The sequence below is a fragment of the Massilia scottii genome (assembly GCF_030846495.1).
Lineage (GTDB): Bacteria > Pseudomonadota > Gammaproteobacteria > Burkholderiales > Burkholderiaceae_D > Telluria_A > Telluria_A violaceinigra.
Genome location: NZ_JAVCWM010000039.1, coordinates 1 through 21,907 on the forward strand (window position 1 = coordinate 1; position 21,907 = coordinate 21,907).

Annotated in this window: 36 protein-coding genes; 8 read left to right on the forward strand and 28 right to left on the reverse strand. The window is 51.1% G+C overall.

The genetic code is table 11. The annotated features are described in order from the left end of the window. The 8 genes from RBA41_RS31095 to RBA41_RS31130 form a co-directional block, all read left to right on the forward strand. Positions 1-1,024 (forward strand): type IV secretory system conjugative DNA transfer family protein (locus tag RBA41_RS31095; protein WP_306628222.1); only part of this gene is annotated, 1,024 nt, incomplete at its 5' end. Positions 1,025-1,034: 10 nt separating this feature from the next. Further along, entirely contained in the window at positions 1,035-3,833 is a 2,799-nt protein-coding gene (locus RBA41_RS31100) for an LPD7 domain-containing protein (protein ID WP_306628223.1), read from the forward strand. 127 nt (positions 3,834-3,960) lie between these two features. Then, positions 3,961-5,112 (forward strand): relaxase/mobilization nuclease domain-containing protein, encoded by a 1,152-nt coding sequence (locus RBA41_RS31105; protein ID WP_306628224.1) that lies wholly within the window; start codon positions 3,961-3,963, stop codon positions 5,110-5,112. A 202-nt stretch (positions 5,113-5,314) separates the two neighbouring features. Continuing rightward, on the forward strand, positions 5,315-5,551 hold the full coding sequence (locus RBA41_RS31110) for a hypothetical protein (RefSeq protein ID WP_306628225.1): 237 nt from the start codon (positions 5,315-5,317) through the stop codon (positions 5,549-5,551). A gap of 38 nt (positions 5,552-5,589) precedes the next feature. Continuing rightward, positions 5,590-6,270: an SEN1982 family lipoprotein gene (locus RBA41_RS31115; RefSeq protein WP_306628226.1), complete on the forward strand. Its 681-nt coding sequence runs from the start codon at positions 5,590-5,592 to the stop codon at positions 6,268-6,270. 996 nt (positions 6,271-7,266) lie between these two features. Beyond that, a complete protein-coding gene (locus RBA41_RS31120) occupies positions 7,267-7,509 on the forward strand; it encodes a hypothetical protein (protein WP_306628227.1) in 243 nt (80 codons plus the stop codon). 68 nt (positions 7,510-7,577) lie between these two features. Next, entirely contained in the window at positions 7,578-7,757 is a 180-nt protein-coding gene (locus RBA41_RS31125) for a hypothetical protein (protein WP_306628228.1), read from the forward strand. Between the two features lie 157 nt (positions 7,758-7,914). Beyond that, a complete protein-coding gene (locus RBA41_RS31130) occupies positions 7,915-8,172 on the forward strand; it encodes a hypothetical protein (RefSeq protein WP_166895643.1) in 258 nt (85 codons plus the stop codon). A gap of 465 nt (positions 8,173-8,637) precedes the next feature. On the opposite strand, the gene RBA41_RS31135 is transcribed toward RBA41_RS31130, so the two are convergent. The 28 genes from RBA41_RS31135 to RBA41_RS31270 all read right to left on the reverse strand — a co-directional run bounded on the left by RBA41_RS31135 (position 8,638) and on the right by RBA41_RS31270 (position 21,873). Continuing rightward, positions 8,638-8,832 carry a hypothetical protein gene (locus RBA41_RS31135; RefSeq protein WP_306628229.1) on the reverse strand — a complete coding sequence of 65 codons (195 nt, stop codon included), beginning with the start codon at positions 8,830-8,832 and terminating at the stop codon, positions 8,638-8,640. Between the two features lie 123 nt (positions 8,833-8,955). Beyond that, positions 8,956-9,270, reverse strand: a complete 315-nt coding sequence (locus tag RBA41_RS31140) for an H-NS histone family protein (protein ID WP_306628230.1) — start codon at positions 9,268-9,270, stop codon at positions 8,956-8,958. An 81-nt stretch (positions 9,271-9,351) separates the two neighbouring features. Continuing rightward, positions 9,352-9,825, reverse strand: a complete 474-nt coding sequence (locus tag RBA41_RS31145) for a hypothetical protein (protein WP_306628231.1) — start codon at positions 9,823-9,825, stop codon at positions 9,352-9,354. Between the two features lie 63 nt (positions 9,826-9,888). Beyond that, positions 9,889-10,161: a hypothetical protein gene (locus tag RBA41_RS31150; RefSeq protein ID WP_306628232.1), complete on the reverse strand. Its 273-nt coding sequence runs from the start codon at positions 10,159-10,161 to the stop codon at positions 9,889-9,891. A 34-nt stretch (positions 10,162-10,195) separates the two neighbouring features. Continuing rightward, complete coding sequence (locus tag RBA41_RS31155; RefSeq protein ID WP_306628233.1) at positions 10,196-10,372, reverse strand: hypothetical protein; 177 nt, start codon at positions 10,370-10,372, stop codon at positions 10,196-10,198. Between the two features lie 75 nt (positions 10,373-10,447). Next, on the reverse strand, positions 10,448-10,684 hold the full coding sequence (locus RBA41_RS31160; RefSeq protein WP_306628234.1) for a hypothetical protein: 237 nt from the start codon (positions 10,682-10,684) through the stop codon (positions 10,448-10,450). Between the two features lie 64 nt (positions 10,685-10,748). After that, a complete protein-coding gene (locus RBA41_RS31165; RefSeq protein ID WP_306628235.1) occupies positions 10,749-10,910 on the reverse strand; it encodes a hypothetical protein in 162 nt (53 codons plus the stop codon). Positions 10,911-10,984: 74 nt separating this feature from the next. Next, complete coding sequence (locus RBA41_RS31170) at positions 10,985-11,485, reverse strand: DUF2726 domain-containing protein (protein WP_306628236.1); 501 nt, start codon at positions 11,483-11,485, stop codon at positions 10,985-10,987. Positions 11,486-11,540: 55 nt separating this feature from the next. Then, positions 11,541-11,801, reverse strand: a complete 261-nt coding sequence (locus RBA41_RS31175; RefSeq protein ID WP_306628237.1) for a hypothetical protein — start codon at positions 11,799-11,801, stop codon at positions 11,541-11,543. A gap of 17 nt (positions 11,802-11,818) precedes the next feature. Next, entirely contained in the window at positions 11,819-12,163 is a 345-nt protein-coding gene (locus tag RBA41_RS31180; protein WP_306628238.1) for a TrbG/VirB9 family P-type conjugative transfer protein, read from the reverse strand. A 164-nt stretch (positions 12,164-12,327) separates the two neighbouring features. Then, positions 12,328-12,540: a hypothetical protein gene (locus RBA41_RS31185; protein ID WP_306628239.1), complete on the reverse strand. Its 213-nt coding sequence runs from the start codon at positions 12,538-12,540 to the stop codon at positions 12,328-12,330. A 412-nt stretch (positions 12,541-12,952) separates the two neighbouring features. After that, complete coding sequence (locus RBA41_RS31190) at positions 12,953-13,978, reverse strand: IS5 family transposase (RefSeq protein WP_306628240.1); 1,026 nt, start codon at positions 13,976-13,978, stop codon at positions 12,953-12,955. A gap of 362 nt (positions 13,979-14,340) precedes the next feature. Beyond that, entirely contained in the window at positions 14,341-14,811 is a 471-nt protein-coding gene (locus RBA41_RS31195; RefSeq protein WP_306628241.1) for a hypothetical protein, read from the reverse strand. 210 nt (positions 14,812-15,021) lie between these two features. Continuing rightward, positions 15,022-15,360, reverse strand: a complete 339-nt coding sequence (locus tag RBA41_RS31200) for a hypothetical protein (RefSeq protein WP_306628242.1) — start codon at positions 15,358-15,360, stop codon at positions 15,022-15,024. 360 nt (positions 15,361-15,720) lie between these two features. Further along, on the reverse strand, positions 15,721-15,951 hold the full coding sequence (locus RBA41_RS31205; RefSeq protein ID WP_306628243.1) for a hypothetical protein: 231 nt from the start codon (positions 15,949-15,951) through the stop codon (positions 15,721-15,723). 73 nt (positions 15,952-16,024) lie between these two features. Next, the gene (locus RBA41_RS31210; RefSeq protein ID WP_306628244.1) at positions 16,025-16,306 is read right to left on the reverse strand and encodes a hypothetical protein; all 282 of its coding nucleotides are present in this window, start codon (positions 16,304-16,306) and stop codon (positions 16,025-16,027) included. Between the two features lie 35 nt (positions 16,307-16,341). Then, on the reverse strand, positions 16,342-16,902 hold the full coding sequence (locus tag RBA41_RS31215; RefSeq protein WP_306628245.1) for a hypothetical protein: 561 nt from the start codon (positions 16,900-16,902) through the stop codon (positions 16,342-16,344). 53 nt (positions 16,903-16,955) lie between these two features. Further along, positions 16,956-17,183 carry a hypothetical protein gene (locus RBA41_RS31220; protein ID WP_306628246.1) on the reverse strand — a complete coding sequence of 76 codons (228 nt, stop codon included), beginning with the start codon at positions 17,181-17,183 and terminating at the stop codon, positions 16,956-16,958. A 111-nt stretch (positions 17,184-17,294) separates the two neighbouring features. Continuing rightward, positions 17,295-17,462 carry a hypothetical protein gene (locus tag RBA41_RS31225; protein ID WP_306628247.1) on the reverse strand — a complete coding sequence of 56 codons (168 nt, stop codon included), beginning with the start codon at positions 17,460-17,462 and terminating at the stop codon, positions 17,295-17,297. An 81-nt stretch (positions 17,463-17,543) separates the two neighbouring features. After that, the gene (locus RBA41_RS31230) at positions 17,544-17,852 is read right to left on the reverse strand and encodes a hypothetical protein (RefSeq protein ID WP_306628248.1); all 309 of its coding nucleotides are present in this window, start codon (positions 17,850-17,852) and stop codon (positions 17,544-17,546) included. Positions 17,853-17,874: 22 nt separating this feature from the next. After that, a complete protein-coding gene (locus tag RBA41_RS31235; protein WP_306628249.1) occupies positions 17,875-18,240 on the reverse strand; it encodes a hypothetical protein in 366 nt (121 codons plus the stop codon). Between the two features lie 409 nt (positions 18,241-18,649). Further along, on the reverse strand, positions 18,650-18,892 hold the full coding sequence (locus RBA41_RS31240) for a hypothetical protein (protein WP_306628250.1): 243 nt from the start codon (positions 18,890-18,892) through the stop codon (positions 18,650-18,652). A 746-nt stretch (positions 18,893-19,638) separates the two neighbouring features. Further along, positions 19,639-19,887 (reverse strand): hypothetical protein, encoded by a 249-nt coding sequence (locus RBA41_RS31245; RefSeq protein ID WP_306628251.1) that lies wholly within the window; start codon positions 19,885-19,887, stop codon positions 19,639-19,641. 88 nt (positions 19,888-19,975) lie between these two features. Next, positions 19,976-20,251 (reverse strand): hypothetical protein, encoded by a 276-nt coding sequence (locus RBA41_RS31250; protein WP_306628252.1) that lies wholly within the window; start codon positions 20,249-20,251, stop codon positions 19,976-19,978. A gap of 7 nt (positions 20,252-20,258) precedes the next feature. Then, positions 20,259-20,651 carry a hypothetical protein gene (locus tag RBA41_RS31255; RefSeq protein ID WP_306628253.1) on the reverse strand — a complete coding sequence of 131 codons (393 nt, stop codon included), beginning with the start codon at positions 20,649-20,651 and terminating at the stop codon, positions 20,259-20,261. A gap of 19 nt (positions 20,652-20,670) precedes the next feature. Then, positions 20,671-20,919, reverse strand: a complete 249-nt coding sequence (locus tag RBA41_RS31260) for a hypothetical protein (RefSeq protein WP_306628254.1) — start codon at positions 20,917-20,919, stop codon at positions 20,671-20,673. Between the two features lie 47 nt (positions 20,920-20,966). Continuing rightward, a complete protein-coding gene (locus RBA41_RS31265) occupies positions 20,967-21,329 on the reverse strand; it encodes a hypothetical protein (protein WP_306628255.1) in 363 nt (120 codons plus the stop codon). Positions 21,330-21,594: 265 nt separating this feature from the next. After that, positions 21,595-21,873, reverse strand: a complete 279-nt coding sequence (locus tag RBA41_RS31270; protein ID WP_306628256.1) for a hypothetical protein — start codon at positions 21,871-21,873, stop codon at positions 21,595-21,597. Positions 21,874-21,907: the final 34 nt, after the last annotated feature.

A 21,907-nucleotide genomic window follows, 5' to 3' on the forward strand; every position in this document is an offset into this window, starting at 1 on the left:
GGCGTTTATGGCTGGATATAATATGAGACTTCTTCTGGTGTTTCAAAGTAAGTCACAGGTTAAGGATAAACGTCTGTACGATGAAACGGGAGCACAGACGTTACTCACCAACATGGCCTTACAAGTCATCTACGCGCCTCGGGATGACGATGACGCAAAAGAATACTCTGAAATGATCGGGTATATGACTGAAAAGGGACGTTCGACGTCGCGTCAACTTTCGGGCAAGAGTGGGCGTTCTGAGTCGATTAGTGACCAGAAGCGTGCTGTTTTAATGCCGCAAGAAGTTAAAGCCATTGGGATGAGGAAGGAAATCGTCAGTATGGAAAATATGGCGCCTGCGTTAGTCGACAAAATCTTCTGGTATGAAGAAGAAATCTTCAAAGCAAGGGCCGACCTGCCGACGCCACCAGTTCCTGTCCAATTCGAGCTGTATAACACGATAGAGTGTGTTCAACAGCCGCCGGCCATCTTTTTTGCCGGTGCTGTAAAGCCGCAGGTATTCTCGCCGGGGGCAACTTTTGAAGTGGGTTTCTCGCCACAGCGAAATGCGCTGGAAGTGGTGATGTCCTTAATCCTTGAGGCACAAGAGAAAATTTATGTAGCGGCTTACAGCTTCACGAGTAAAGAGATTGCTATGGCCCTGGTCGATGCTAAGCGGCGAGGCGTTGATGTTCGTGTGGTAGTCGATCATCATCAAAACTCTGACGAGCAGGGCGGGTATAAAGCGGTTGATTATCTTAGCTCGCAAGATATTCCTGTTTTCCGTTCGGAAAACTATGCGGCTATGCATCATAAGTTCATGGTTGCGGACGGCACGCATGTGCAATTGGGTAGTTTCAATTACACATCGTCGGCTAACTTGCGGAATGCGGAAACCGCAATTGCGTTCCGAAATTCTCCGGAATTGGCAGAGGTTTATATAACCGAATGGACCCGTTTAGCAACGGAGCCTAAAGTGGGAGTCGATGCTATCATGGCTGTGGATCGCGGCCTAGCCGTTTTAAAATCACTTGGACTTTAAGGAGTAAGTTATGGCACGTTTCAATATTTATACGACTGGTTTAAAGGGTGGGATTCAAGAGTTTGATGACCCTAGGGAGGCCGGGGAAGCTTACGCTAAGATTGACGGCCGTAGTCGTCCACAGGTTATAGAGAACTTGCCCAATAATAGCGCCGTGACTTGGGGCGCAACATCTAAGATCGGGATGGGTGATGAGGCCACTTTCGGAAAGGGTCTTCCGCCCGATTCTCGCGAAGGAAGCAAGGAATTTATTGATGGCTTTTACGGTGAGATTGAAAAGTCATTGGCAGTCCGATTGAAGGAAATGGACACCGTTGAGGTGGATTCATCGGTTGAATCTGACTTAGCCAGGCTTAATCGCTTTTCTCCCGAGCGCGCTGTTGATGTATGGCAGAAAAATACTTATGCAGGTAGGCCCATGCCAGAGTCCCTTCAACCTCGCTCGGCGGAGCCCGTCGTAAGCCAAGAGGCGAACGATAAGGCCCGTATGCTTGCAATCGTGTCCCGTACTGGCGCAGGGAAGGACTACGACGAGACCAGTATTGTAGATTGGGCCCGGAAAGACATCGAAGACTTGAAAGAGATCGTTGACCCCGCTCGCAAGGAATTTGCCGCATTGGCGATGGTGGAAAATCATAAGTATGAGCGTCACTTGGATTCAGACATGCATCACTATACGCGCACCTTGGATACCGATCCGCAGGTGCGGGATTATGTTTTCAAGCTACGTGATGAGGGGCTTGATGCTGAACTGAATCGCGAAGCAGGGCGTGACGAGGCTTTAACAAGTACCACGATGAATACTGGTGATTATCAAAAATTCATGGCGGAAGCTTCTATTCAATCAGCGGCCCCAAATGTAATGCGGGTCGATCTTGCTAAAACATGGACGACTGACCAAGCGTTTTCACAAGCTCAAATTGATACAGACGTGCATGCGGCAATTTCTAAAATGGGGGATAAAGGCGGCGCGGAAAAATTCCGTGAGGAGATCGCGGTAAGTGCAAATGTTAGCCCGGCGTATAGTCAAGCGATGGAAAACCATTCGCCGGTGCTGTTGCAACAAGCCGTGAAAGAAGCTGCTGATGCATTGGAAGAGCAAAAACGTCGTGAGGCTGCGCTTTCTGCCGTGCCTCTGCCAGGTGGTGCTTCTGTCGGCCCCCAGGGGCGAGAAAGCGAAGTGCAATTAACACCCGTTGTTGAGCGCGTAGTTTCTGCGGAAGCGCAAGTCGTCGCGGATTTCATTGCAAAGAATATTAACCGGACGCCAGAAAAAATTACGGAAAACGTGCGGAATTCGCCGCCTGAGTTGCAATCGCTGCTGGCCGATAAGGACAGAATGAAGGCGATTGAGAAAGATGTAAACCAGAAGCTGAGCGGCATTAATAGCGCCTATATCGCTGAAACAAAAGCCGTTATGGCGGTGGCCGCTGGGCGCAGTGATGCTCAGGGTGTAGTGAAAGAAGCAGAGGCGCTTGTAGCCGAACAGTCCGAATTGCATCGTATCCGGCCAGCCACACAAGATAGAGAGGATGCGCGCAAAGTGGCCGAATTCATCGGTTCTAATGTCAATCTGACGCCTGAAAAAATCACGAAGAATACGGAAAATGCCCCGGCTGATTTGAAAGCCATTCTTGCCGATGGCGAGATAATGCAGCGTATTGAGCCGCTGGTAGATAAGCAGCTTGTAGGCATTTCCGAAAAATACATTGAAGAAACGCGCTCCGTGATTTCCGCGACGCTTACGCGTCCGGCCCAGGTTCAAGAAAGCGCAACACGCTCAGCGCCGGTCGCTGAACGCGTTGTGCCTGCGGCAGAAGTACCGCCAGGCCGTAACAGTAGTGAGCAAGAGGAAGCGGCCGTACTGGCGGAAAGCAAGCGCCGCGAGGCGCTTGCTGCCGCTACTGGACTATCTCAAGAAGCCGGGGAGAAGCCTAGTAGCATTAGCGAAGATGACAAACCCGCACCAGCCATCGATAGAGAGCCGACGTCCGTCGCAAGGACAGTAGCAGCAAACAAGATGGTTGACCGTGAGGACACGGCTGATAACTCTGTTGATGTGCGGCGCAAGGGCGGCGAATTGGAGCGCGGAGAATTTATCATCCCGCGTCGAATTACCCAAAATTATACGGAACAAGACGGCAAGTTTTATGCGAAAGAAACTAGCCGGATGATGTTTCACGATCAGGGCGAAAAGCTGGCGACATCGACCACTGATAAGGCCGCTATTGCCGATATGGTAGCGTATGCAAAAGCCAAACAATGGGACAGTTTGAAGTTGACCGGCTCGCAAGAATTCAGGCGTGAAGCGTGGTTGCAAGCGGAATCACAGGGCATCAAAACCCAAGGTTTTACGCCTCGGGAAAAGGATTTGATCGAACTGAAAACCTTGACGATGGAGCGCGCCACCAACAGCATTACCCCGATGCAGGATCGTGCTAAGGATCGCAAAACGCTTGAACAGCCGGTGGCCGCGCCAAGGCATGACCTCAACAAAAATCAAGCGGCCACCGCTTCGACTGCGGCCCAAAATACTACAGTGAACATGCGGGAGTTGCAGGAAAAACCGGGTATGGACAGGTATTCAATGGAGGAGCTTTCCAAGATTGCGTTCTATCGCGCCCTTGTCATTGAACGTGATAAAGATGCGCCGCAAGCGGTGAAGGATGAATCGCTTACCAAGTTCGATGTGTCCATGCGCGACCCCGCCATGGTCAAGGCGCTCCCTGATCCGCAAATTAAGAGCGAGCAGCAAACAGCGTCGAAGGAAGCTACCCAAAAGCGCGATACGTCGGAATTGTCGCTGTAGGCTGGCTGTTATTTCAATTGGTGACACTCCCCGCGCGCCGGCGCGGTGAAGTTGCCACCATGGTGTCACGCTCGGCGCCGGCCGGCGCCGGCGCCGGCACTGCGGTGACACCATCTCCGAGATTTTTATGTCTTCATTTGATTCCATAGATTCGTGGTTTGAAAAGGGTTTTCGCGTCCGTCAGCAGAAAGCCGCGTCGACGCAAGGCGCTAAGCGCGATCGCGTTCGCTCGGGCGGCGGGTCGGGCCCGGCCAGCCGGGGCGGAGCAAAATTTTCGGCTGGCGCAAAGGCGAAAAACATCAAGAGCGTCATTCGCAAAGCTCCGGAGGTGATGGTAAAAATTACCGGTTCAAGCAAAGGCATGAAAACCGTTAAAAACCATCTTGAGTACATTTCGCGAAATGGCCAGGTTGAGCTGGTCGATGAAACCGGCCACTCTATCAAGGGACTTGCGGAGGTGCGGGGTTTGCGCGAACAGCTAAAGGCTTCTCAGATCCCGGACGAGGGCAAGAAACGCGAATTTCTTCACGTCATGTTTTCAATGCCCCCTGGGACAAGTGAGAAAGCTGTACGTGACGCGGTTGCCCAGTTTTGCCAAGAGGAGTTTTCAAACCGACGCTATGTCATGGCGCAGCATCACGACACGGATCATAGCCATGTGCACGTGTGCGTAAGCACACGTGACATAGATCGAGCAGACGAGGCGCGGTTAAGTCCTCGCAAGGATGATCTATTCAGGTGGCGGCAAGGTTTTGCCGACAAACTGCGTGAACAGGGCGTTGATGCCGCTGCGAGTGAGCGCCGTCACCGCTTCAATCACAAAAAGGCGGAGCATCCCGTTGTTCGTCAGATCAGGGCTGACAATCCTACCTCGGCTGTCTACGATGCCGACCGGGCGCAGGCCAAGCTGGAAAAACGGGCGCTGCGGGCCGCTACAGCCCCCGCCAAGGCATTTGTGGGCCCATACCCTGCCCCACGCGTCCCCGACGTCTACCTGAAGCTTAAAAACGAACTGGATGGTGCTGTGGCGACTAACAAGCGCCCGGCTAATCCTGCTCATGAAAAAATCGAGCGCAATCGCCAAGTTCACCTTGCTGGTTGGGACAAAGTTGCATCCAGCTTGGAAAAATCCGGTGATCGCGAGCTTGCCGCCGAAGTGCGCGAACTCATGCAAGCTGGGCGGTCGGAACCAATTTCACGGAACCAAGCACTTTTTGACGTGCAAACCGGGCGGGTTGGCAAGGAGGCGGCAAAGGATGATATCGAACTTGACCGTTAAAAGTTTCGCCTCCGCGAAATTGCTCCAATGGTGTCAAATGCCCCTGCCAGGCTGGCATAATCTGACACCAAACACCCTCCCCCTACTCCCGACTATTGACAAGTTAAATGCCTTGACTATGTCGATATACTTATGGAAAAATGGCTTTCACATTTAAATATCTTAGCTTTACTTATTTGCACATAGAAATGTTGGAGTTCTGATGAAGTCTTTACCTGTATTGCATTGCACTGAGACAGCCGCAAGTAAATCGGCGCAAGTATTTTTTCAAGGAAATTGGTATTTATCCCCCGCTGAACTTGTACCAGCGTTTATTGCTTCTGGCTTGGTAGTTGTCGAGAAAAAAGAGCAGTCGAGTAAATTTCAGCAACGTCGAAATTCTGACAAAATGAAAATGGTGGCGCGTGGTAAATTTATACGGGTTGAGCTTAAAAACTAAGCTCGCCAATGTCAATGTAACTAAATGGGGACAGAAATATGAATATTAAATCAAGTAAAAACATCGCCTGCTTGGCAATTGCAAGCGCGCTTGCATTGACTGGATGCGGAGATAAGAAACAGGATGTGAACGATGAGACTATGGCCGCTGCCGTTGATAAGTATTTGGCGAAAACTGGTGATCTCTGCCTGATGCTGCCGAAATGGCCTGTGGAGGTTGGAGAGCATGATATGAATATTGAAGCGACTATGCCTGCGGGCATTGCGCACCAGATGACCGTATTAGCGTCTTTGGGGTTGGTAATCAAGTCCGATAGCGAAGTTGACCAAATGCTAGGTAAGCAGCCTACCGGGCGCAAGTTTCGTATTCGTAGCTATTCGCTCACTGACGAAGGGAAAAAGTTTTTCCGTGACGAAGTACCGCAGCATGCTGCATTGTCAGGTTCTTCGCCAAAGGTGAAGGGTGATCTTTGTTACGGGAAAAAATCTGTAGCGAAGGTTATCCGCTGGGATGCACTGCCCGAATCCGGCGGCAATGAATTTAATGTTCGCTATTTTTACAAGGTCGATGGACTGGCAGAATGGGCCAAAACACCTGATTTTCAGAAAGCGTTTCCAAGCGCGGAAAAAATAATTACTGCGGCGCATAAATCAGAACAAACGCACGGGGTTAAAGTGACTGCGATGGGAATAGTGCCGCGTGGCTTAAGGGCAATATGATCCGAAATAGCGGTGTGCTCTTGAGTTATTTAGCTCCTCCTGGCACACCAATTTGGCCAGCATTGCTATCCGGGCTAGTTATAGGCGTATTTCTGGCTTTCATTTGTTGTCGCCTTATCCCCAGCCGGGTATTACGGATCGGATTCGCGGTGATATCGTTGGCGTTGACAGTTTGGGCCATGTTGACGCCGCTTTATTGGTGGACACGAATTTTCACAACTTACGGCACATTTACTTTTGCCATCGCAGTCTTTGTTCTACTAGATGCGAAGGAAAAGAAAGAAGCCCCCTAGCCTGCTCATCTCGATGTTTATCACGTGCGCTGAAAGGAATATATGAAAAAGTCTAAGGTACTGTCTCCGATTCGTCGCTCGACTGCTCGACCATTCAATTTCTTAGATGATGACCGTGTAGACAGATTAACTAAGGGTTTTACGGAAGCAAAACTAAAGGAACTTTCTCTAGATATTGGGGTCAAAAAATGGCACAAGATTCGCCAGTGATTCTATTAACTAGCACAAGGGGAAATGATGCTAAATGTCATAATCAGGCTTATTGTGGTGTGGTTGCTGATGCCAATTTGGATACAGGCCACATTTCGGGCTAATGCTGCAATGCTGATTACATCGAACGCTGATATCTTTCTATCCGCAGACAAATGCCCCACGTCCCTAACCGCCCCGAAGGAATGCAGACTTTTTGGTTCGATCTCACATCGTTTCCTATCAGGCGATGCCGTTATAACTACATCGCAGCTTGGGGAAGTAACATTGCCAGCCGATGCGGTGCGTAGTGTTATATCTGAAGGAGAATCCAGCCGGTATATGCCATTCGGGACTTGGTTTGCTGTAGCATGTATTTTCGCTATCGCTGGCATGTATTTCTCGCTAGTCGCATTAATCCTTGCGCCGATTCTTGCCCCAGCCTGGACGTGGCTTAGAGGGGTCCGCACAACGGCGCAATAAAAAATATTACCAACTTCGTGATGAGAGAGAAATGAAAATCTTTGATAATTTGAGCGCCCTCCTCGGCACCAATCCTGAGCATGTAAAATCAGCGGCTTTAACGCCTGAACAATGGTATGAAGTAAGGGCTGCACTCAAGGCTAATATTCAACGCGAGCGCGATGCATTGCCTTTTGTCGCGCAATTTCCGATGATGCATGGCGAGGGCGGCGTATTGGATCGAGCTTACCATTCGATCGCCGTACAAGAATCTATACTTCCTCTCATACCATAAAAATATAGTAGTTTCGCCTCCGCGAAACTGCTGTCATTTAACCATAATCCATCATGAGATATTATAAGATGAAAATCTTTGCACTAGTTATTGCGCTCTTCCTATCTGGCTGTGCAGCAACACGTGACGATGTACCAGATTTAGAAACCATGGACACGAATATGCGTGTTTTGGAATCGCAGAAAAAAATGCAGGAAATATTAAAAAACTTGCCGCTAGATTATGATGGTCCCACGGGTATTTATTAATTCTTGACGAACTAGTTTCGCGGAGGCGAAACTAGTACTGGCGTCACTGCACTGAGATGGGACGTTAGGGTGTAGATTTTGAACATTGGTGTGACTTTTTGAATTAAATGCGACATTCTCTAAATTACAGACGGAACTAACGGAAAGCGAACCAAACATGAATACGCCGTTGCATAACATGGTCGGCCAGGACGATGACGATGAAAATCCGTTGACTGTCGGTGAGCAGGTCGAAGACATCAAGAGGTCGATATCATCATTTGAGAGGTATCTAGAAGAGGCGCTGACATATGCTGCATCACCGGATGCTGCGGAGGATGCGCAGCAGTGTGTGGACGAGCTGCGTGAGCTAATTGGGCTTCATGAGGCCCATCTTAAGGAACTTGAGGAAACGCACGTGAGCGGTGCCGAGTAATCGAAGTTTGAGGCAGTCGCGTCTATTTCCACTCTCCTGGGGAGAGTCGCAGCTATTAGACGCAAAACTGTCGCATCTATTTCCGATTACGCGCGATCTCGCCGGGCGTAGAGTGATAGGCAGTCGCATCAATTTCGAAAAGTGACAATTGGTGTCACCGCAGCCGCACCTGGCGCGTGGATTTGGCACCATGCTGTTGGTGTCGCCGCGGCCGCGCGCGCAGCTGCCAGGTGACACCAATGCGACGGACGGCGTAGAGGGCTTGTACACCGCTAATGCTGGCCGACGCATGCAAGTGTCGATTGACCGCCATTGCGGCGCCAGGGAGCCTTCTGGGGGTCGTTACGCCGCCGTTATCGACGGCGCTGGAATCAGATGCAACCATTTAGACTAGCGATCTTCAAAGAAACTGATAAATCAGTGGCTTCCTAACGTTTCTTATCGGCCGCTTCGATCTCTGCTTCATTAAGTTGGCGTCGATGAAGATAGATAGACGCCATTTGTCCGGGTAGGGACAATTTTCAGAGTGCCGTCACTACCAGCGCCGACCAAGCCAATTGTCTCTCCATCGTCAGTGAGGCCGAATGCAGCAATGTTCCAAACTGTAGAATCGTGCTTGAAATACCAATCCGAAGCGGGCATGATTTGAACAATCTTCATTTAACTTTCCTAAAGCTGACTACCGGTCAGCAGCGGGCGCACGACGACGCGTAAATTAATCTATCTTCATCGACGTTGTAGGTATCGAGAGATTCGGTTTCACTAAAAACTTTTTGATTTGAATTAGACCAAAGCTTTATCAAGTGTTCCTGCTTCACGCATCGCGGCCACCCAATGTGGTGCGCGCCCGCGACCCGTCCACTCATTCTTCGGATTTGTTGGATCGCGATATTTGATAGCAACGGAGTTTTTTGTTAACACGGCTTTCATTGTGATTAAATCTTTTAGCGACATTCCAACGTTCTTGGCGATTTCAGCGATTTGCGCACGCGCATCGCTCAACTGCTGCGCGGCGCCTGCGTCGATTGCCTTCTCGACAGCGGTATTCAATTGTTTCAATTCATTAAGCGACATGTTGGACAGGTCAATTTGTTTCATACATTTTCTCGATATAAAAATAGTTATAACTTCTTGCTGAGCCAACAACGCGTTGACGTTTATTTACTCCGACTTTCTGAGTTACTCTTTCTTTGTGTGTTCTATGAACCGTATGGCGTCGGCATTGCCAACAGCAGCAGCTTTTTCGATCCAGCCCATGCCGCCTGCTTTATCGCCGCTTTCCAACTGGATGAAACCTTGTTGAAGCATCGCTTCTGGATTTCCCTTAGTAGCTAGTGCGGCCAAGCGTTGTTTGTTGCTTGTCCAATAATGCTTCATCATCCAAAGTGCTGCCTCGTCGTGACCCTTATTGGCTAGCTCCTCCATTTTCGGCTTAAGCGCATCTGCCTTGTTCCGCTTTTCCCATCTATCAAGCTCACCGCCACCTATCGAGATAGCTGCCACTACGGCTGTAACAGCCAAGAATAATTTGATCAGGCCGGACTCTCTGATCGAATAATTTTTCCGGTCGCCTCCATCCTTACCGTGAACAGTAACGGTAATGATTGTGCGGTTGCCGCTGCGAAGCGGGCTATCAAGAGTTGCTGCTGTCATTGATACTCCTCATTAAAATTCTGGCAGTCCGGCCGTACGGTGCGCTAAGTAGCGCGGGAATTCCTAATCAAAGTAAACTTCTGGCCTACTATATGCGCGCCACCATATCCAAGCATTCCAGGCAATGCCTAATGTGCTGAGAACGGCACCAGCTAAAAACAGTAAGGAAATCGGTTCCTGTACCGCGTTCACGATTCGACTGCTTTCATTGTCTGGACGAATCGCGAAAGCCAACACGAAGTACACAATCTCGCACACACCGTAGAGTACCATTAGCAGCTGAGCTCGCTTCATTGCGGCGATGGCAAGGTCACCGTTAATTTCGACTGCATTCATACCACCTCGGGTAATGATAAATTTTCCGTAGATTCTAATTACGGCCGAGGGCCGTAGCCAGCGCATAGTTCGTCTCGCGCTGAGCATCCGCCAATGGGCATGTGATCTGGCTTCCATACCCTGCAATCTCACACAGTTCGCCTGCACGAGCTAATGCCAGTAGGGCGACTTTAAGCGCTTCCTGTGCGGCAGCTTCTTTTGGATCACTCATAGAAATTTTCTTTATAAACGATTTATACAGTTTCGCCTCCGCGAAACCATTTTCTTCGGCGGTTAAGCCGCTGGGTCAAACTTGAGGAAAGGCTGACTTTTCTTGGTAGCCCTTCGTCAGGATATACGGCTCGCCAAATTCCACACATTGCAGCTCCGCTTGCGCAGCCTGCCAGAAGGCCCACCCGGCATTTGCAGCAGACGTGCGGTAGGAACCGTCATCTAACGGCCTTTCAAGTTCACTGGGCGGCACAGGACTTGCGCCGCTGCGTACAAATGCCTCAAAGGCGTCATGTTGAGATTTCATGTTCATATGGTCGTCCTCACCCTGGAAGCCGTTCAAGTGGCGGGCGCCGAAGCGCGAATTTTCCGATGAGTCACTGGGCGTTTCCAGAGGCCGCGCCAGCGCTTCGCGCTACGCCTTCGGACACTTTGGCTTTGGTGGCATAAGCCAGTGGATTGAAGGAGTCGATCAAGGGTGAGAGAACGCGATACGTGATCAAGGCCGCGACCACTGCAACGAAAATTTCGATATTCATAGAGAAAACTTTCAGAGTGAAGAACCGGCTACCGGCCGGATCGGGGCGCCTCAGCACCAGGACATTTTCCGTTCTCACTTACTTGCGGCGATAGGCTGCTGGACCTGTGACACAGCAACCTCCGGGAGTATTGCAGTGCGCAAAGCGTCAACGCTCGGCTTGTTCTTTGACTGGAACCGCACCGTGCGTACACCTCCTTGCTTTAGCCGTGCATCACGCGTCTGGTCCTTGTTTGCCGAGTGAGTCCTGTCGTCCAGTTCAACGACAGCGATGACCTTACAGTATCTATCGCACACTACGTAATCCACGCGCTGCTGCGCGATGCGCAACCGATCACTGTGGGCTATCTTCTTATCGTTGGTCGCAGCCTCAATAAGAGCCGACATTGCCACCTGCGGGAAAATGTAATGGTCCGGTAGGGCTGCTACAAGCCGACCAAAAAATTCGGCCTCGTTGGGTGTCATCAGCGCACGTGCTCTATATGCGCCGGATCGTCCCTTGCCTTTCAACCATACTTGCGCCAAGATGATAGCCGCAAGCGCCATCACAACTATTATTAAAATATTTTGGCTCATGTTTTTCATATAAAATATTTATACAATTTCAGCTTGCTAAAAAGCTGAGATTTTCTTATTGACTGTCCTCGACGATAACTATCATGATTTTTCTTTGTGCAAGCTGATACGCGAGTTGACGCGCTCTCGTACCATCATGATTAAATTCAACCGCATCAGGATCATCCAAAGCTACATCGAAACCAAATTCTTGAAGTGCGGTTGCGATAATTGAAGACACTATTGATTTTCCTGACGCCACCGGCGCTTTAATGCGAATTTGGATAACCCGTTTTTTGGCATCAATGGATGAAGCAAAAGGAGGTAATATGCTCATGGGATTCCTAAGGTCGATTACGTACGGCTGACGACAACGCTCTTATCGCCGATTACCAGGATTGCGCGGTCCAGCACGCGCTGCACAACTAAGCGGGAATTCTTCTCGTCCCATTGGAAGTTCACTAAGGAGCGGCTACCATCATTCGCCAGAGCAAACACTACCGGGATTTCTCCCCGATAAGGCTTAGCCAGTTCTATGAAGGTGAGCTTGCCATCATTCCACACATTCACCGGCGTGAAGATAGGCGCGGACGCGTTCATTATCTTGTATTCCTTATTGGAGGTTATAACGTCGGTGCTCGCGAGAGCCGTTGATACCGTAGCGGCCAGCAGAGTGGCGATCAGCAGTTTCAATTTCATTTTTAATCTTTCTCAGTAGTCTCCGGCTTCCGGCCGGTGCGGTGCGGTGCGCAAAGTGGCTCGGGATTTCGCTATTTTAGACGATATCGGTACGGTTCCATCCTATTTTCCATAAACGATTTATACAGTTTCGCCTCCGCGAAACTCACCCTTTTTCTTGGCGGCTATAATCCATATCGAGCCAGCAGCGCTTCTGCTCTTTCGATGTAATCCTCGATATGCTGGACAGGAATTTTCCCAATACGATTGTCCAACTCAAGCGCCAATCGCTGATCGCTACCTCCATTGCCTTCTTTTTCAAGTTGGAGATACAACTTACGTAAGCGCTCTCCTAGCAAATAGAATTCCAATTTTTGGTAGTGGTGAGCCTGTTCCATATATTTTCCGATCACTAAAGTTCACTTTTTGGTCATGGTGACTATTAAAGTCCAGACCAAAGTAACTACGGCAACTGTACCCAATAACAGCACGCCGAACTTTGTAGCTTTTGCAATGAGATTACAATGAAACGCCATGACAGCATTTCCACCGCACTGTTCAACTTCCCTATTCGGCCCCAAACCCGCAATAACCAACCATCCTACGCCACTCATTGCCATAAGTATGAGAATAAAGATTCCAATTGTCTTCCAACTTACATCTTTGGGGCACCTCGAATTACCGGCAAATTTCGCGTGACCGCCGGTCGCGATGCCGGCAGTTGCGTTTTTTGATGTCAGACCGAGCCGCTTCCCGCCCGTTTTATGGGCGCTGAACCTCGTTTTGTGCAGTCCGGACGGACTGCGGGCGTCAGAACGCCTCGACCCTGGCCTCCTTCAAGTAGACCAGGCGCCGCAAATTGTAGGCGGCGACCTTCCAATTGAGCTGCAAAGTGGCGCGCGCCAATCCGATCGTGCGCAGGCCCTTGCCGCCCATCTCGGCCAGGCCGGCAAACACATGCTCGATCCTGGCGCGGGTCTTGGCGATGCGCGTATTGCGCCGCTTCTGGGTCTCCGAAATTGGCTTGTCCTTGCTTCCTTTGCGCTGGATGTGCATGCGCCATCCCTGCTGTGTCAACCTGTCCTCGCGTGCGCCATCCACGTAGCCCTTATCTGCCAGGACGTTGCGATTGGTATTCGACGGGTCGAGCACCTCCTCGAAATGAAGGGTGTCATGCTCGCTGGCCGTGCTGACCTTGATCTTGCGTACCAGCTTGTAACGCTTGTCTGCGTTGGCCGATACCTTGTAGCCGAAGTAGGACTTGCCATGCTTCTTGGTCCAGCGCGCGTCCATGTCTTTCTGCCGGCGTTTCGCAGGCTTCCAGTCGATTGGCATGGCACCTTCTCCAACGAGCGCCTTTTCCTCTTTGCTCATCGATTGCTTCGGTGTCTGCACGATGCTCGCGTCGACCATCTGACCGCAACGCGCAATGTAACCATGCCTGGAAAGCTGGCGGTTGACGGCGTCAAAGATACTCTCGCAGGCACCGGCCTTGAGCAGGCGCTCCTTGAACGTCCAGATCGTTGTCCGGTCCGGTATCTGACTACTGGAACGCAGTCCGACAAAGCGCTGGAAGCTCAGGCGGTCGAGCAACTGGAATTCCATTTGTTCATCGCTCAGGTTGAACAACTGCTGGATCAGCAGGACGCGAACCATCAGTTCGGTCGGAAATGGAGGACGCCCGCCGCGTTCGCGGCCGGGACGCGGAGCCGCTTCGTCAACCGCATCGGCAAGCGCGAGGAAGTCGACATGCTGCTCCATCACCTTGAGCGCATCACCAAGCTTGTTCAGCTTGGCTTCGCGCTCTTGGTCGGCAAACAGACTCGTCTTGATCATGAAATTAGGTCAGCAACATGGAGCCGCTATGATGCCACGGCTGCGCCGGTTTTTCGAGGTGCCCTTTGGTAACGTCTTTACTGGCACCAAGCACATATCCAACAATGAATGCCAACATAAATCTCTCCTTCCTGGTTACGACTGATTGGGAACGTGGAAAAGCTTGACATTTGGGTTCGCCAAAACGAAGTCAGACTTTTCTGCATATAATTTTTGAAATTGGCTGATATCTGACATAACTAGACCGAACGAAAAACCGCACGTCTCACTTGTGCATCTGTAGGGTATGCTCATTCCCAGCCTCGTTGGTGCGGTAGCCGAGTGACCACATATTGGGCAGTTTGGTGGGGTGAAGATCATTGTCATTTCCTTTGGGAGTTCATTTCAGCAGCAGGAGTGTTCCACGAACTTGGGTCCACATTGCGCCCTGCAATAATGTCTTTCAGTCGGTCTAAGGCGCCTGGGTCAGAAATGGGATGCAGAAATGCCCTGTCGGCCTGAATATCAGCCAAAATCCGGGTTGCGGTATCCACACTTGGAATGCCGTCAAAAGCTCTTTCGTCATACATGTAAATAACACCGGGCTCTGGTGTGCTCGTATACATTCCATAGCGCCTACTTCCTGAGCCGGAGTCTGGAGTCAGTATAAGCACTCCAACAACAGCGATCAAGGTTCCAAATACGAAGGCGGTGACTGATAAGAATATAGCTCCTAAAAACCAATAACCGATGCCCGAAACTGCAAGCACAACTCCGACAACTAGCGCCCCGATTCCCATGACGACCTGTTTTGCTGTCCAGCGAGACATATACTGCGATTTTGGTGAATTCATTATTTCCTTTGGCTTACATCGACGAGCTTTCGAGCAGATGCGCAATCTGAAGCTCGACGCGCTTACGATTATCGTAGATGCTGTGGTTTGGGGGTATTGGTGTGTCAGCGGCACGGGCCAAACAGATTGTTGCATCTAAGTTCGCACGCTCAGCGGCCAAGTTAAGGAGCTTAACCATATCTGCGTAAAGTAGCTTTCGCATTTCGTTTCCTATATTTTGGCCAAGGCCAGCTTCATTCGCGTTGCGTTGCCATCCTTGATTGCCGTTTCCAGCTTTGCGAGCGTCATATCTCTCATACGTTCTGCAAACGCGTGGACAGTCGTTTCTTTTGTCCCCGCAGTAGCCGCTGCAAGTCCACTTTCGACATGCGAGACCACCCACAGGTTGTCCCCAAGCGAGATAGACTTGTGCACAGCGAACTGGTGCTTCTTAAATTTCGACGCGACCACCTCACCGGGAATAATGAACGGATCGCCGTCTTGATCAAATACTCTGAGCCTCAGTTGCACGATTTTTTCCTTTATTGATTCACGGATGCGAAACGGCATAAGATCGATTGCTATTCAGCCAAATGCTGCTTCACGTACTGGACCATTTCGGGGATGTAAGAGGCGGTGTATTCGTCTGTCACTAATTCTGCCGCTAGCGCTTCAAAGGTTTCCGGGGTCCACTCCCGATATGGATCAATGGGGTTCCAGGAGTCGCCTCCCGTTTCCTCTATTTCCTCCTCCCCCATCGGCACCAAAACCTCATCGTGGTGGACTCTGCAGAAAGCGCCGACAAGGACGCTCCAGTTCGCCCCTCTGAACCAGCCACCGCCGGATGACTCTGACACATGGACGTACTGCCTAGTTTTATGACAACCGAGATATAGCGAACTGCTCATCGATGACACCTCATTTTCCCTATCATTTCACGTCTGCCAGTTCTCGCTCTGAATTCCACCCGACTGCAAAGGCGTTGTAAAGGCGATTGTTCGACGCCTCATCCAACACCAAAATAGCGTCGCCTCGCCTCATCGCGTCTCGCAGCGCTTGCGCGCCTTCCGCCCGAGAAGCGACCAGCTCGGCCTCCGCGTACGCGTCGTTCCGAACTTGCTGCTCCTTTAGGGCGCGGATCATGCTCAATGTCGTGTCCATAAATTTCCTATAAACGATTTATACAGTTTCGCCTCCGCGAAACCATTTTCCGGTCAGTTAGATGTGATACCGCTTACCTATCATGAAGTCGCGCCCAGGTAGCCGTAGTGGCTTTGGTTGTGGCTTGAATCAGTGCGTCGATGTACGCAAAATCACGGGCGAGCGCAACGGCTTTGGGGTCAGAAGAAAGCGTTCCTGCGGACCGCAATACGCTAGCTTCGGACTGCAATACTTTCACCAGCGCGTTAGCGGAGGCGACGAAATCGGCCGCCAATGCACCGACATCGAGTGCTCGCGCTGAGGCATCCACTGGGTTGTGCGCGGCGGCTAGCAGTTGATTTAGTGGGTTACTCATATTTTTCCTAGAACCATCTTGACATCGCAAGAATTCTATTTTGCGCTTCCAGATTTAGCTGCTGCAAGTACACTCTCACGACGCACTGCCTCATTATCGGCCTGTACTTTATCGCTGCAAGCGGAGATCTTCACCGCTGCGGCGCCGCGCGTGAGGGACTCCAGAAACTCCCTTGATATTGCAATGCCAGCTTTGTCACATTCGGCCTTTAACCGTTCCAGATCATCGGCCTGAGCAGGTATCTCTGCGCGTAACGCTCGTAGCGACGCGTATGTGCCATATGCACCTTTCCCAACGTAGTCAAAAGCGCGTTGATCGCGCTTTCGGATAGCTTCTTCAAGTGCGAGATACGTCGCAGCCGCCCATTTTGCTTGGTCATCTGTTTCGTCCGGCCAAGCGCGGGCCCAAGCGTTTGGATCGACATCTGCCGATAGTCCAATGAAGCGTTCCCAAGGGTCGGCGATCTTTTTTGCTTGTTGCATTTTTCTCTCGTATGTTTTTTGCATTTCTAGCTCGTGAGGGTGATCCCAACAGGCGCTAAGCAGACAGCAAAACAATGTCAAGGTTAGGGAGTGCTTCAGTTTAAGTATGTCCATATCTTTTCCGGTATAAATAATTTATACAGTTTCGCCACCGCGAAACCATTTTCCTATGGCGTCGATATGGCATGCAGGTAGAAGCCTACAGCTTGAATCGCCGCTTCTGCTGCTGCGGAGTCGAGTACGAACCGATCAACGGCTAGATCGATATTCGTCTTCCACCGCCTGACCGAAACATAGTCCGTATCCGGCACTTTGAAGCTGGACGGTGGTACCCCGGCAGCCACCGACATGAACTTCGCTGGATTGCTGTTGCTCTGATAGATATCGATATTCATACGATTTTTCCCTGCGGCCTAGCCGCTTCTGTTACGTCGGCGCCGGCCGGATCGGGGCGCCGCAGCGCCAGGTCATTTTCCGAGGTAGCGCCCCGAAGGGCGCGGGTTGATTTAGGCGTCGAGCCTTGCTTTGCAGTCGGCGAGAATGCGAGCGATGCACGTACGCATATCGATAACATCCATGTCGAAGGTAAGCAGTGCTTCGATTTCATTCAATGCCGTGCCGCGTATGAAAGCTATCTTGTTTTGCTGGCCTGCGTAGTCTTGAATTGCTTCCATGATCTTCTCCAGTTTCGCCGCGCACATTGCGCCGCCCATGAACACCATTATACGCTATTTATCGTTGCGCGCAACGATAAATTAAACTTTCTTCGCCCGGTCAATCAACGCCTGCTGAATCGCATCCCGCGCTGTACCATCCGAATCGATCAACTGTTTCAGCGCTGCCGCAGCTTCGGGCGAAAGGCGCAGCTTGTTCAGTATCATGCCGCCTGAGGCCACCAGCGCCTCGTCAGCGGCTTTGCCGCGCTCGGTTGAGGTCTTGGCGGTGCCGGTGACTGGACGGCCCAGGGTGGGGACTTTCTTCGGTTCTGTCAAAATCAATTTTCCTCGCGGCCTGGCCGCTTTCGTCATGCCGGCGCCGGCCGGATCGGGGCGCCGCAGCGCCAAGGCAATTTCCTTGATAAATTGATCAAACAGCGAGCGGTAGCTGCATCTCAGCTAAGCGAGCTTTTGCCGCATCGAGTTCCCCGCTGCGTTCTCCTAGAGTTTGGACATCAACTGGCGAACCGCTGCGAGCTTTGCGGTTCAAACTGCTGACGACAGATTCCAAGCGTGCTACTTCGTGTTCGGCGAGTTCAAACAGCGTCGGCGTGGCATTACAAGCGACCGGCGCAGACCAAATTGAGTTTGCAATTTCCCGGCGTAGCTCGCGCTCCAGACTTACTAAGTCGGCCAAAGTTATGCCAACAGTACCTACACTGTGAAAACGAGGGTCTCGAACGTCGTCCGACCGACGGATGCCAATTTGTGCTGCAACTTTTTCAATCGCACTCATCAACTATCCCCATATAAACGATTTATACAGTTTCGCTTCCGTGAAACTAATTTTCTGGTTTAGGTTTTCTTGATGGGAACTTCCAACCGCATCGCGGACACGGCCCCGTAATCTCAGTTAGATGCCCTGGGTGTCCGAATTTGCCGCATACCTCGACAGGTTTTTTAAACAAGATATAGAACCACTCTTTCAACATATTTTCCTATCCGATCCGGTCGTACTTAACATCCTCATCCCACGCTTCCAGCGCCGCCGTCTTGGTCCGCATTGGCGTGGCCGCGACCGGATGCATGACATGCTTACTTTCTTCGCACCTGGCGGTCCAGTACGTCTTACCCTTTGTCGCCACTGGTTGTTTTCCACACCGGGGACAAGGTTCATGGTCAATAGCGTTTGGCATGATTTCCTGTTAAGTGGTTTCGTGGTCACGCTTCACGGCGGCCAGGTCATCGGCTGCTGATCGAAGCGCAGCCAATAGTCCAGGTAGTGCCAGCGCACCGGGACCATCTTCCATACTTGGCTTTGGCGAAAAAGCCAACGCTGCAACGAGTAGCTTGTCGGCCGACGTCTTCAATTCACGGTAGGCTTGGTCAGGGGTGCGGTTCATGGGTGCCATATTTTTCTCGATCAGATCGCGCAGGTTAAATTGCACCGGCATCTTGAGGAATGTCTGGAATTCTTTGCCACTTTGAGTTTTCGGTTGCGTTTTCTATTGTCCACAACGTCCCATCGTCGCAAAGAGCTATCAGGCATGGTTGAATAACGTGCGGAGAATCAATTGGGATTACACGTACAATTTTTCTAATATTTTCCATATTTGCTTTCATCGCCCTAAAGGCCGTCCAGGTAGCGGGCGCCGAAGCGCGGGATTTTTCCTCGATCTACCAAAGTTTCCCAATAATCCAGCCCAGTACTACTGCGCTAACAGTGCCGCTAGACTTTTTCACTGGACGCTCCCGCAGCGCCCGTTCTTGCTTTGCCCATTTGAGGCGATCAAGCCGTCGTTCAACTTGTTCCTCGCGCCGGAAGCGTGAAGTCCCAATCTCAATACGTCGAGCGAGCCGCCGAGCTTGCCCTGTTATGAGCGCTGCGGGAATGCCCCACTGTAGTAGTGTCAGCAGGGAGTCGAAAAGCGATAGTGGTCCACTGCGGATTTCCCCAGGATTGTTACTGAAAAGATCGCTGAAAAATTTAGCCAATGCCGAATCAGTACCCCTGTATATACAAAGACCGGCGTATGCAAGCAAGGCAGTCGCTAGTGCGTAAGCAGTTACACGTATGACCAGCGGCCAAACTGAGTCTCCTGCCTTGGGTTCTGAGGCGTTGTCCATCATTTTTCCTTATAAACGGTTTATACAGTTTCGCCTCCGCGAAACCCATTTTCCGTGGTTACCTGAGCTACGGTTTTGACGCACCTTCTGGCGTATGAAACGCCACAACTATTTCTGTAGAGCTTGGATCGTGCGCGACGATTTGGGCCTTGCCGGTTACATCTACTTCCAACACATCGCCTGCCTTGGCGTGGGTGTCTGCCACCGCTTTATCGAAGGCAATATCGAGATGGGATCGCTTGCCAAGGCGACTAGGACCCATCTTGCGCGGATCGAAATTTCCGTAAATTACTGGCTCGTTCAGTGCTGCACTCATCGGTGTTCCCTCTTTTTTTTGTCTGCTGGCGACCGGCCAGCTACGGTATCACCACGACGTGTTTTCCTTGTCGTTGAGACGGCCTGAGTCACGGCCTGAATTTGATCGGTATAAATTGCATGGTTGTGCCATCAACCACGAACGGTTTCCCGGCAAGAGCAGCTTCCCATTCCGGCGACCCCGCTAGGAATCCGTGAGCACTAAGATAGTCAGTTACCTCAGTCAGACCTTTAGCCTCGTATGCTTCGGTTGGACCGCGTTTGACACGAAACGACAACGGATATCGCTTTTTAGGCTCCATAGTTACTAAATAGGCAAAACCACAGAGAACCACAGCGATGACTACAAAAATAGCTATCTTCATATTTTTCCTATTGAATCAGCGGCAAGATGGAGGCGTGCAGCTTGCCAGCTTCTTGCCATAGCGCTGTGCGTTGTTCATCGCCCATACTACGCCAGGTAGTAGTTGCTGCCGATGCCGTCGCCTCGATTCCCGAGCGCTTCAGTGCGTCCACACCGGGGTCCAGAAGCGCCTCCAGGTAGACCAACATCACGGAGCAAAACACATCCTGCTCCGCGTCGCCGTGCAGTTCAAGCCGATGTTCTTCCAGCGCCAGAATGAAGCGCGCGATTTTTTTCGAATCGCGGTCCGCACAAAGCGTACCCTGCATGAGCCAATCGCCGAACTGTTCATCGGTGAACTCCTTGAGAAGAAGTGCCGCGAGAACAGGTGACAGGTGCTGTTGAATGTCGATCGTACGCATCCCTATTTTCCGATACCAATTAGGCGCGGCAAGATAGCGGGTTCAAGCGTGCTTCTTCTCGGGCATCTTTTACTGCTTGCAGGACTTGCGCCAATCCCTCTTGTTGATCTGGCCCTGTCATCTCAAAAACCCCAGCTTGATGCTTTAGGGACAGGCCCAACCTGAAAATTGCGCCTTCATGCCCTGCCAACTCGTGCATTGCGGCACCGACTTCGGCTAACACCATCGACACGCGAAGCTGATTTATTGGAATGGTATAAATGCTCATATTCGTTTTCCGAGGTAGTGCGCCCCGAAGGGCGCGGTTTTATTTAGTCAGGTTCGATTAGTCGCCGGGTCGTTCGGCAGTGCAAACGCCAGTTGTGGAAACCACTGCGCCATCGGGCTGTCTTTGCTTACGATATTGCACGTAATCGCCATTTCCAGTTCTTTGCAACTGGCGCAGCAGTTTGCTGCGTCTCCATACTGATAGTTCGCATTCCACGGAAATCTCTGATCGAGAACAACGTCCTCAACCAGCATCCCATGAAGGCTAGCGTAGTACGCTTGAATTTCGGCCAGACTCGAATGACCGACCGCTTCCTCGACGCGGAGATAGTGCGCGTGCTCAGCTTCACGTCGGTCTTCGATTGCTGACAACGGTTCACCAAACTTCTTTTTTGCTTCGTTGACGTTCATAATTTTCCTATGCGGCAGGACCGTCTTTGACGGTCCCTAGTTTTTCATGGCAGTCACCGCAAAACGCGGTCTTTAGGTCTTTGGTATCGACATGATCCCAGAATCCAGAATTGTCACTGTCCTTACCAGTAGCCAAGCTTCTCCGCCACGACGACCGACCAGAGACGATGACTTCGACATAATAATCATCGCTTTTACACTTTGGGCAGCACGTCACTTGCACGCCATTTTTGAATACCAAATGCGTCACGGAATTCTCCGGGAGTTAGACGGCCGTGGGCAGATGGCGACTTGCCAACCCGTGCTTGTTGTACGCTTTTACCCCGTTGCGCACAGCCGCCTGGATCAAAAACGCATTCGCTTTTCGCTGCTCCGCTCCGCCCGCGCACTGTTCCGGCACGTTATGGAAGGCGTCGGCCATGTCGTGAATAATCTGCTGGGCCTCAGGCGACATTGGACGTGCTGTCAGCATGCGAATTAGTACGAACGCTTCTGACGCTGCACGCAGCGCGGTCTGTTCAGTTTCGTTCAATGCTTCGCTCATCGGAAATTCCTATCTTGTTTTATGCTGGCGGCCG

Excerpts from the sequence above, each read along its gene's own strand:
- RBA41_RS31175 (WP_306628237.1), bottom strand. The coding sequence starts at position 11,801 with ATGAGCATATTACCTCCTTTTGCTTCATCCATTGATGCCAAAAAACGG.
- RBA41_RS31205 (WP_306628243.1), bottom strand. The coding sequence starts at position 15,951 with ATGGACACGACATTGAGCATGATCCGCGCCCTAAAGGAGCAGCAAGTT.
- RBA41_RS31165 (WP_306628235.1), bottom strand. The coding sequence starts at position 10,910 with ATGAATATCGAAATTTTCGTTGCAGTGGTCGCGGCCTTGATCACGTAT.
- RBA41_RS31250 (WP_306628252.1), bottom strand. The coding sequence starts at position 20,251 with ATGAAGATAGCTATTTTTGTAGTCATCGCTGTGGTTCTCTGTGGTTTT.
- RBA41_RS31185 (WP_306628239.1), bottom strand. The coding sequence starts at position 12,540 with ATGGAACAGGCTCACCACTACCAAAAATTGGAATTCTATTTGCTAGGA.
- RBA41_RS31220 (WP_306628246.1), bottom strand. The coding sequence starts at position 17,183 with ATGAATATCGATATCTATCAGAGCAACAGCAATCCAGCGAAGTTCATG.
- RBA41_RS31140 (WP_306628230.1), bottom strand. The coding sequence starts at position 9,270 with ATGAAACAAATTGACCTGTCCAACATGTCGCTTAATGAATTGAAACAA.
- RBA41_RS31215 (WP_306628245.1), bottom strand. The coding sequence starts at position 16,902 with ATGGACATACTTAAACTGAAGCACTCCCTAACCTTGACATTGTTTTGC.
- RBA41_RS31105 (WP_306628224.1), top strand. The coding sequence starts at position 3,961 with ATGTCTTCATTTGATTCCATAGATTCGTGGTTTGAAAAGGGTTTTCGC.
- RBA41_RS31225 (WP_306628247.1), bottom strand. The coding sequence starts at position 17,462 with ATGGAAGCAATTCAAGACTACGCAGGCCAGCAAAACAAGATAGCTTTC.
- RBA41_RS31170 (WP_306628236.1), bottom strand. The coding sequence starts at position 11,485 with ATGAGCCAAAATATTTTAATAATAGTTGTGATGGCGCTTGCGGCTATC.
- RBA41_RS31135 (WP_306628229.1), bottom strand. The coding sequence starts at position 8,832 with ATGAAGATTGTTCAAATCATGCCCGCTTCGGATTGGTATTTCAAGCAC.
- RBA41_RS31210 (WP_306628244.1), bottom strand. The coding sequence starts at position 16,306 with ATGAGTAACCCACTAAATCAACTGCTAGCCGCCGCGCACAACCCAGTG.
- RBA41_RS31150 (WP_306628232.1), bottom strand. The coding sequence starts at position 10,161 with ATGAATGCAGTCGAAATTAACGGTGACCTTGCCATCGCCGCAATGAAG.
- RBA41_RS31145 (WP_306628231.1), bottom strand. The coding sequence starts at position 9,825 with ATGACAGCAGCAACTCTTGATAGCCCGCTTCGCAGCGGCAACCGCACA.
- RBA41_RS31265 (WP_306628255.1), bottom strand. The coding sequence starts at position 21,329 with ATGAACGTCAACGAAGCAAAAAAGAAGTTTGGTGAACCGTTGTCAGCA.
- RBA41_RS31120 (WP_306628227.1), top strand. The coding sequence starts at position 7,267 with ATGAAAATCTTTGATAATTTGAGCGCCCTCCTCGGCACCAATCCTGAG.
- RBA41_RS31160 (WP_306628234.1), bottom strand. The coding sequence starts at position 10,684 with ATGAACATGAAATCTCAACATGACGCCTTTGAGGCATTTGTACGCAGC.
- RBA41_RS31255 (WP_306628253.1), bottom strand. The coding sequence starts at position 20,651 with ATGCGTACGATCGACATTCAACAGCACCTGTCACCTGTTCTCGCGGCA.
- RBA41_RS31100 (WP_306628223.1), top strand. The coding sequence starts at position 1,035 with ATGGCACGTTTCAATATTTATACGACTGGTTTAAAGGGTGGGATTCAA.
- RBA41_RS31190 (WP_306628240.1), bottom strand. The coding sequence starts at position 13,978 with ATGATCAAGACGAGTCTGTTTGCCGACCAAGAGCGCGAAGCCAAGCTG.
- RBA41_RS31115 (WP_306628226.1), top strand. The coding sequence starts at position 5,590 with ATGAATATTAAATCAAGTAAAAACATCGCCTGCTTGGCAATTGCAAGC.
- RBA41_RS31200 (WP_306628242.1), bottom strand. The coding sequence starts at position 15,360 with ATGCCGTTTCGCATCCGTGAATCAATAAAGGAAAAAATCGTGCAACTG.
- RBA41_RS31195 (WP_306628241.1), bottom strand. The coding sequence starts at position 14,811 with ATGAATTCACCAAAATCGCAGTATATGTCTCGCTGGACAGCAAAACAG.
- RBA41_RS31155 (WP_306628233.1), bottom strand. The coding sequence starts at position 10,372 with ATGAGTGATCCAAAAGAAGCTGCCGCACAGGAAGCGCTTAAAGTCGCC.
- RBA41_RS31245 (WP_306628251.1), bottom strand. The coding sequence starts at position 19,887 with ATGAGTGCAGCACTGAACGAGCCAGTAATTTACGGAAATTTCGATCCG.
- RBA41_RS31270 (WP_306628256.1), bottom strand. The coding sequence starts at position 21,873 with ATGAGCGAAGCATTGAACGAAACTGAACAGACCGCGCTGCGTGCAGCG.
- RBA41_RS31235 (WP_306628249.1), bottom strand. The coding sequence starts at position 18,240 with ATGAGTGCGATTGAAAAAGTTGCAGCACAAATTGGCATCCGTCGGTCG.
- RBA41_RS31110 (WP_306628225.1), top strand. The coding sequence starts at position 5,315 with ATGAAGTCTTTACCTGTATTGCATTGCACTGAGACAGCCGCAAGTAAA.
- RBA41_RS31180 (WP_306628238.1), bottom strand. The coding sequence starts at position 12,163 with ATGAAATTGAAACTGCTGATCGCCACTCTGCTGGCCGCTACGGTATCA.
- RBA41_RS31260 (WP_306628254.1), bottom strand. The coding sequence starts at position 20,919 with ATGAGCATTTATACCATTCCAATAAATCAGCTTCGCGTGTCGATGGTG.
- RBA41_RS31130 (WP_166895643.1), top strand. The coding sequence starts at position 7,915 with ATGAATACGCCGTTGCATAACATGGTCGGCCAGGACGATGACGATGAA.
- RBA41_RS31125 (WP_306628228.1), top strand. The coding sequence starts at position 7,578 with ATGAAAATCTTTGCACTAGTTATTGCGCTCTTCCTATCTGGCTGTGCA.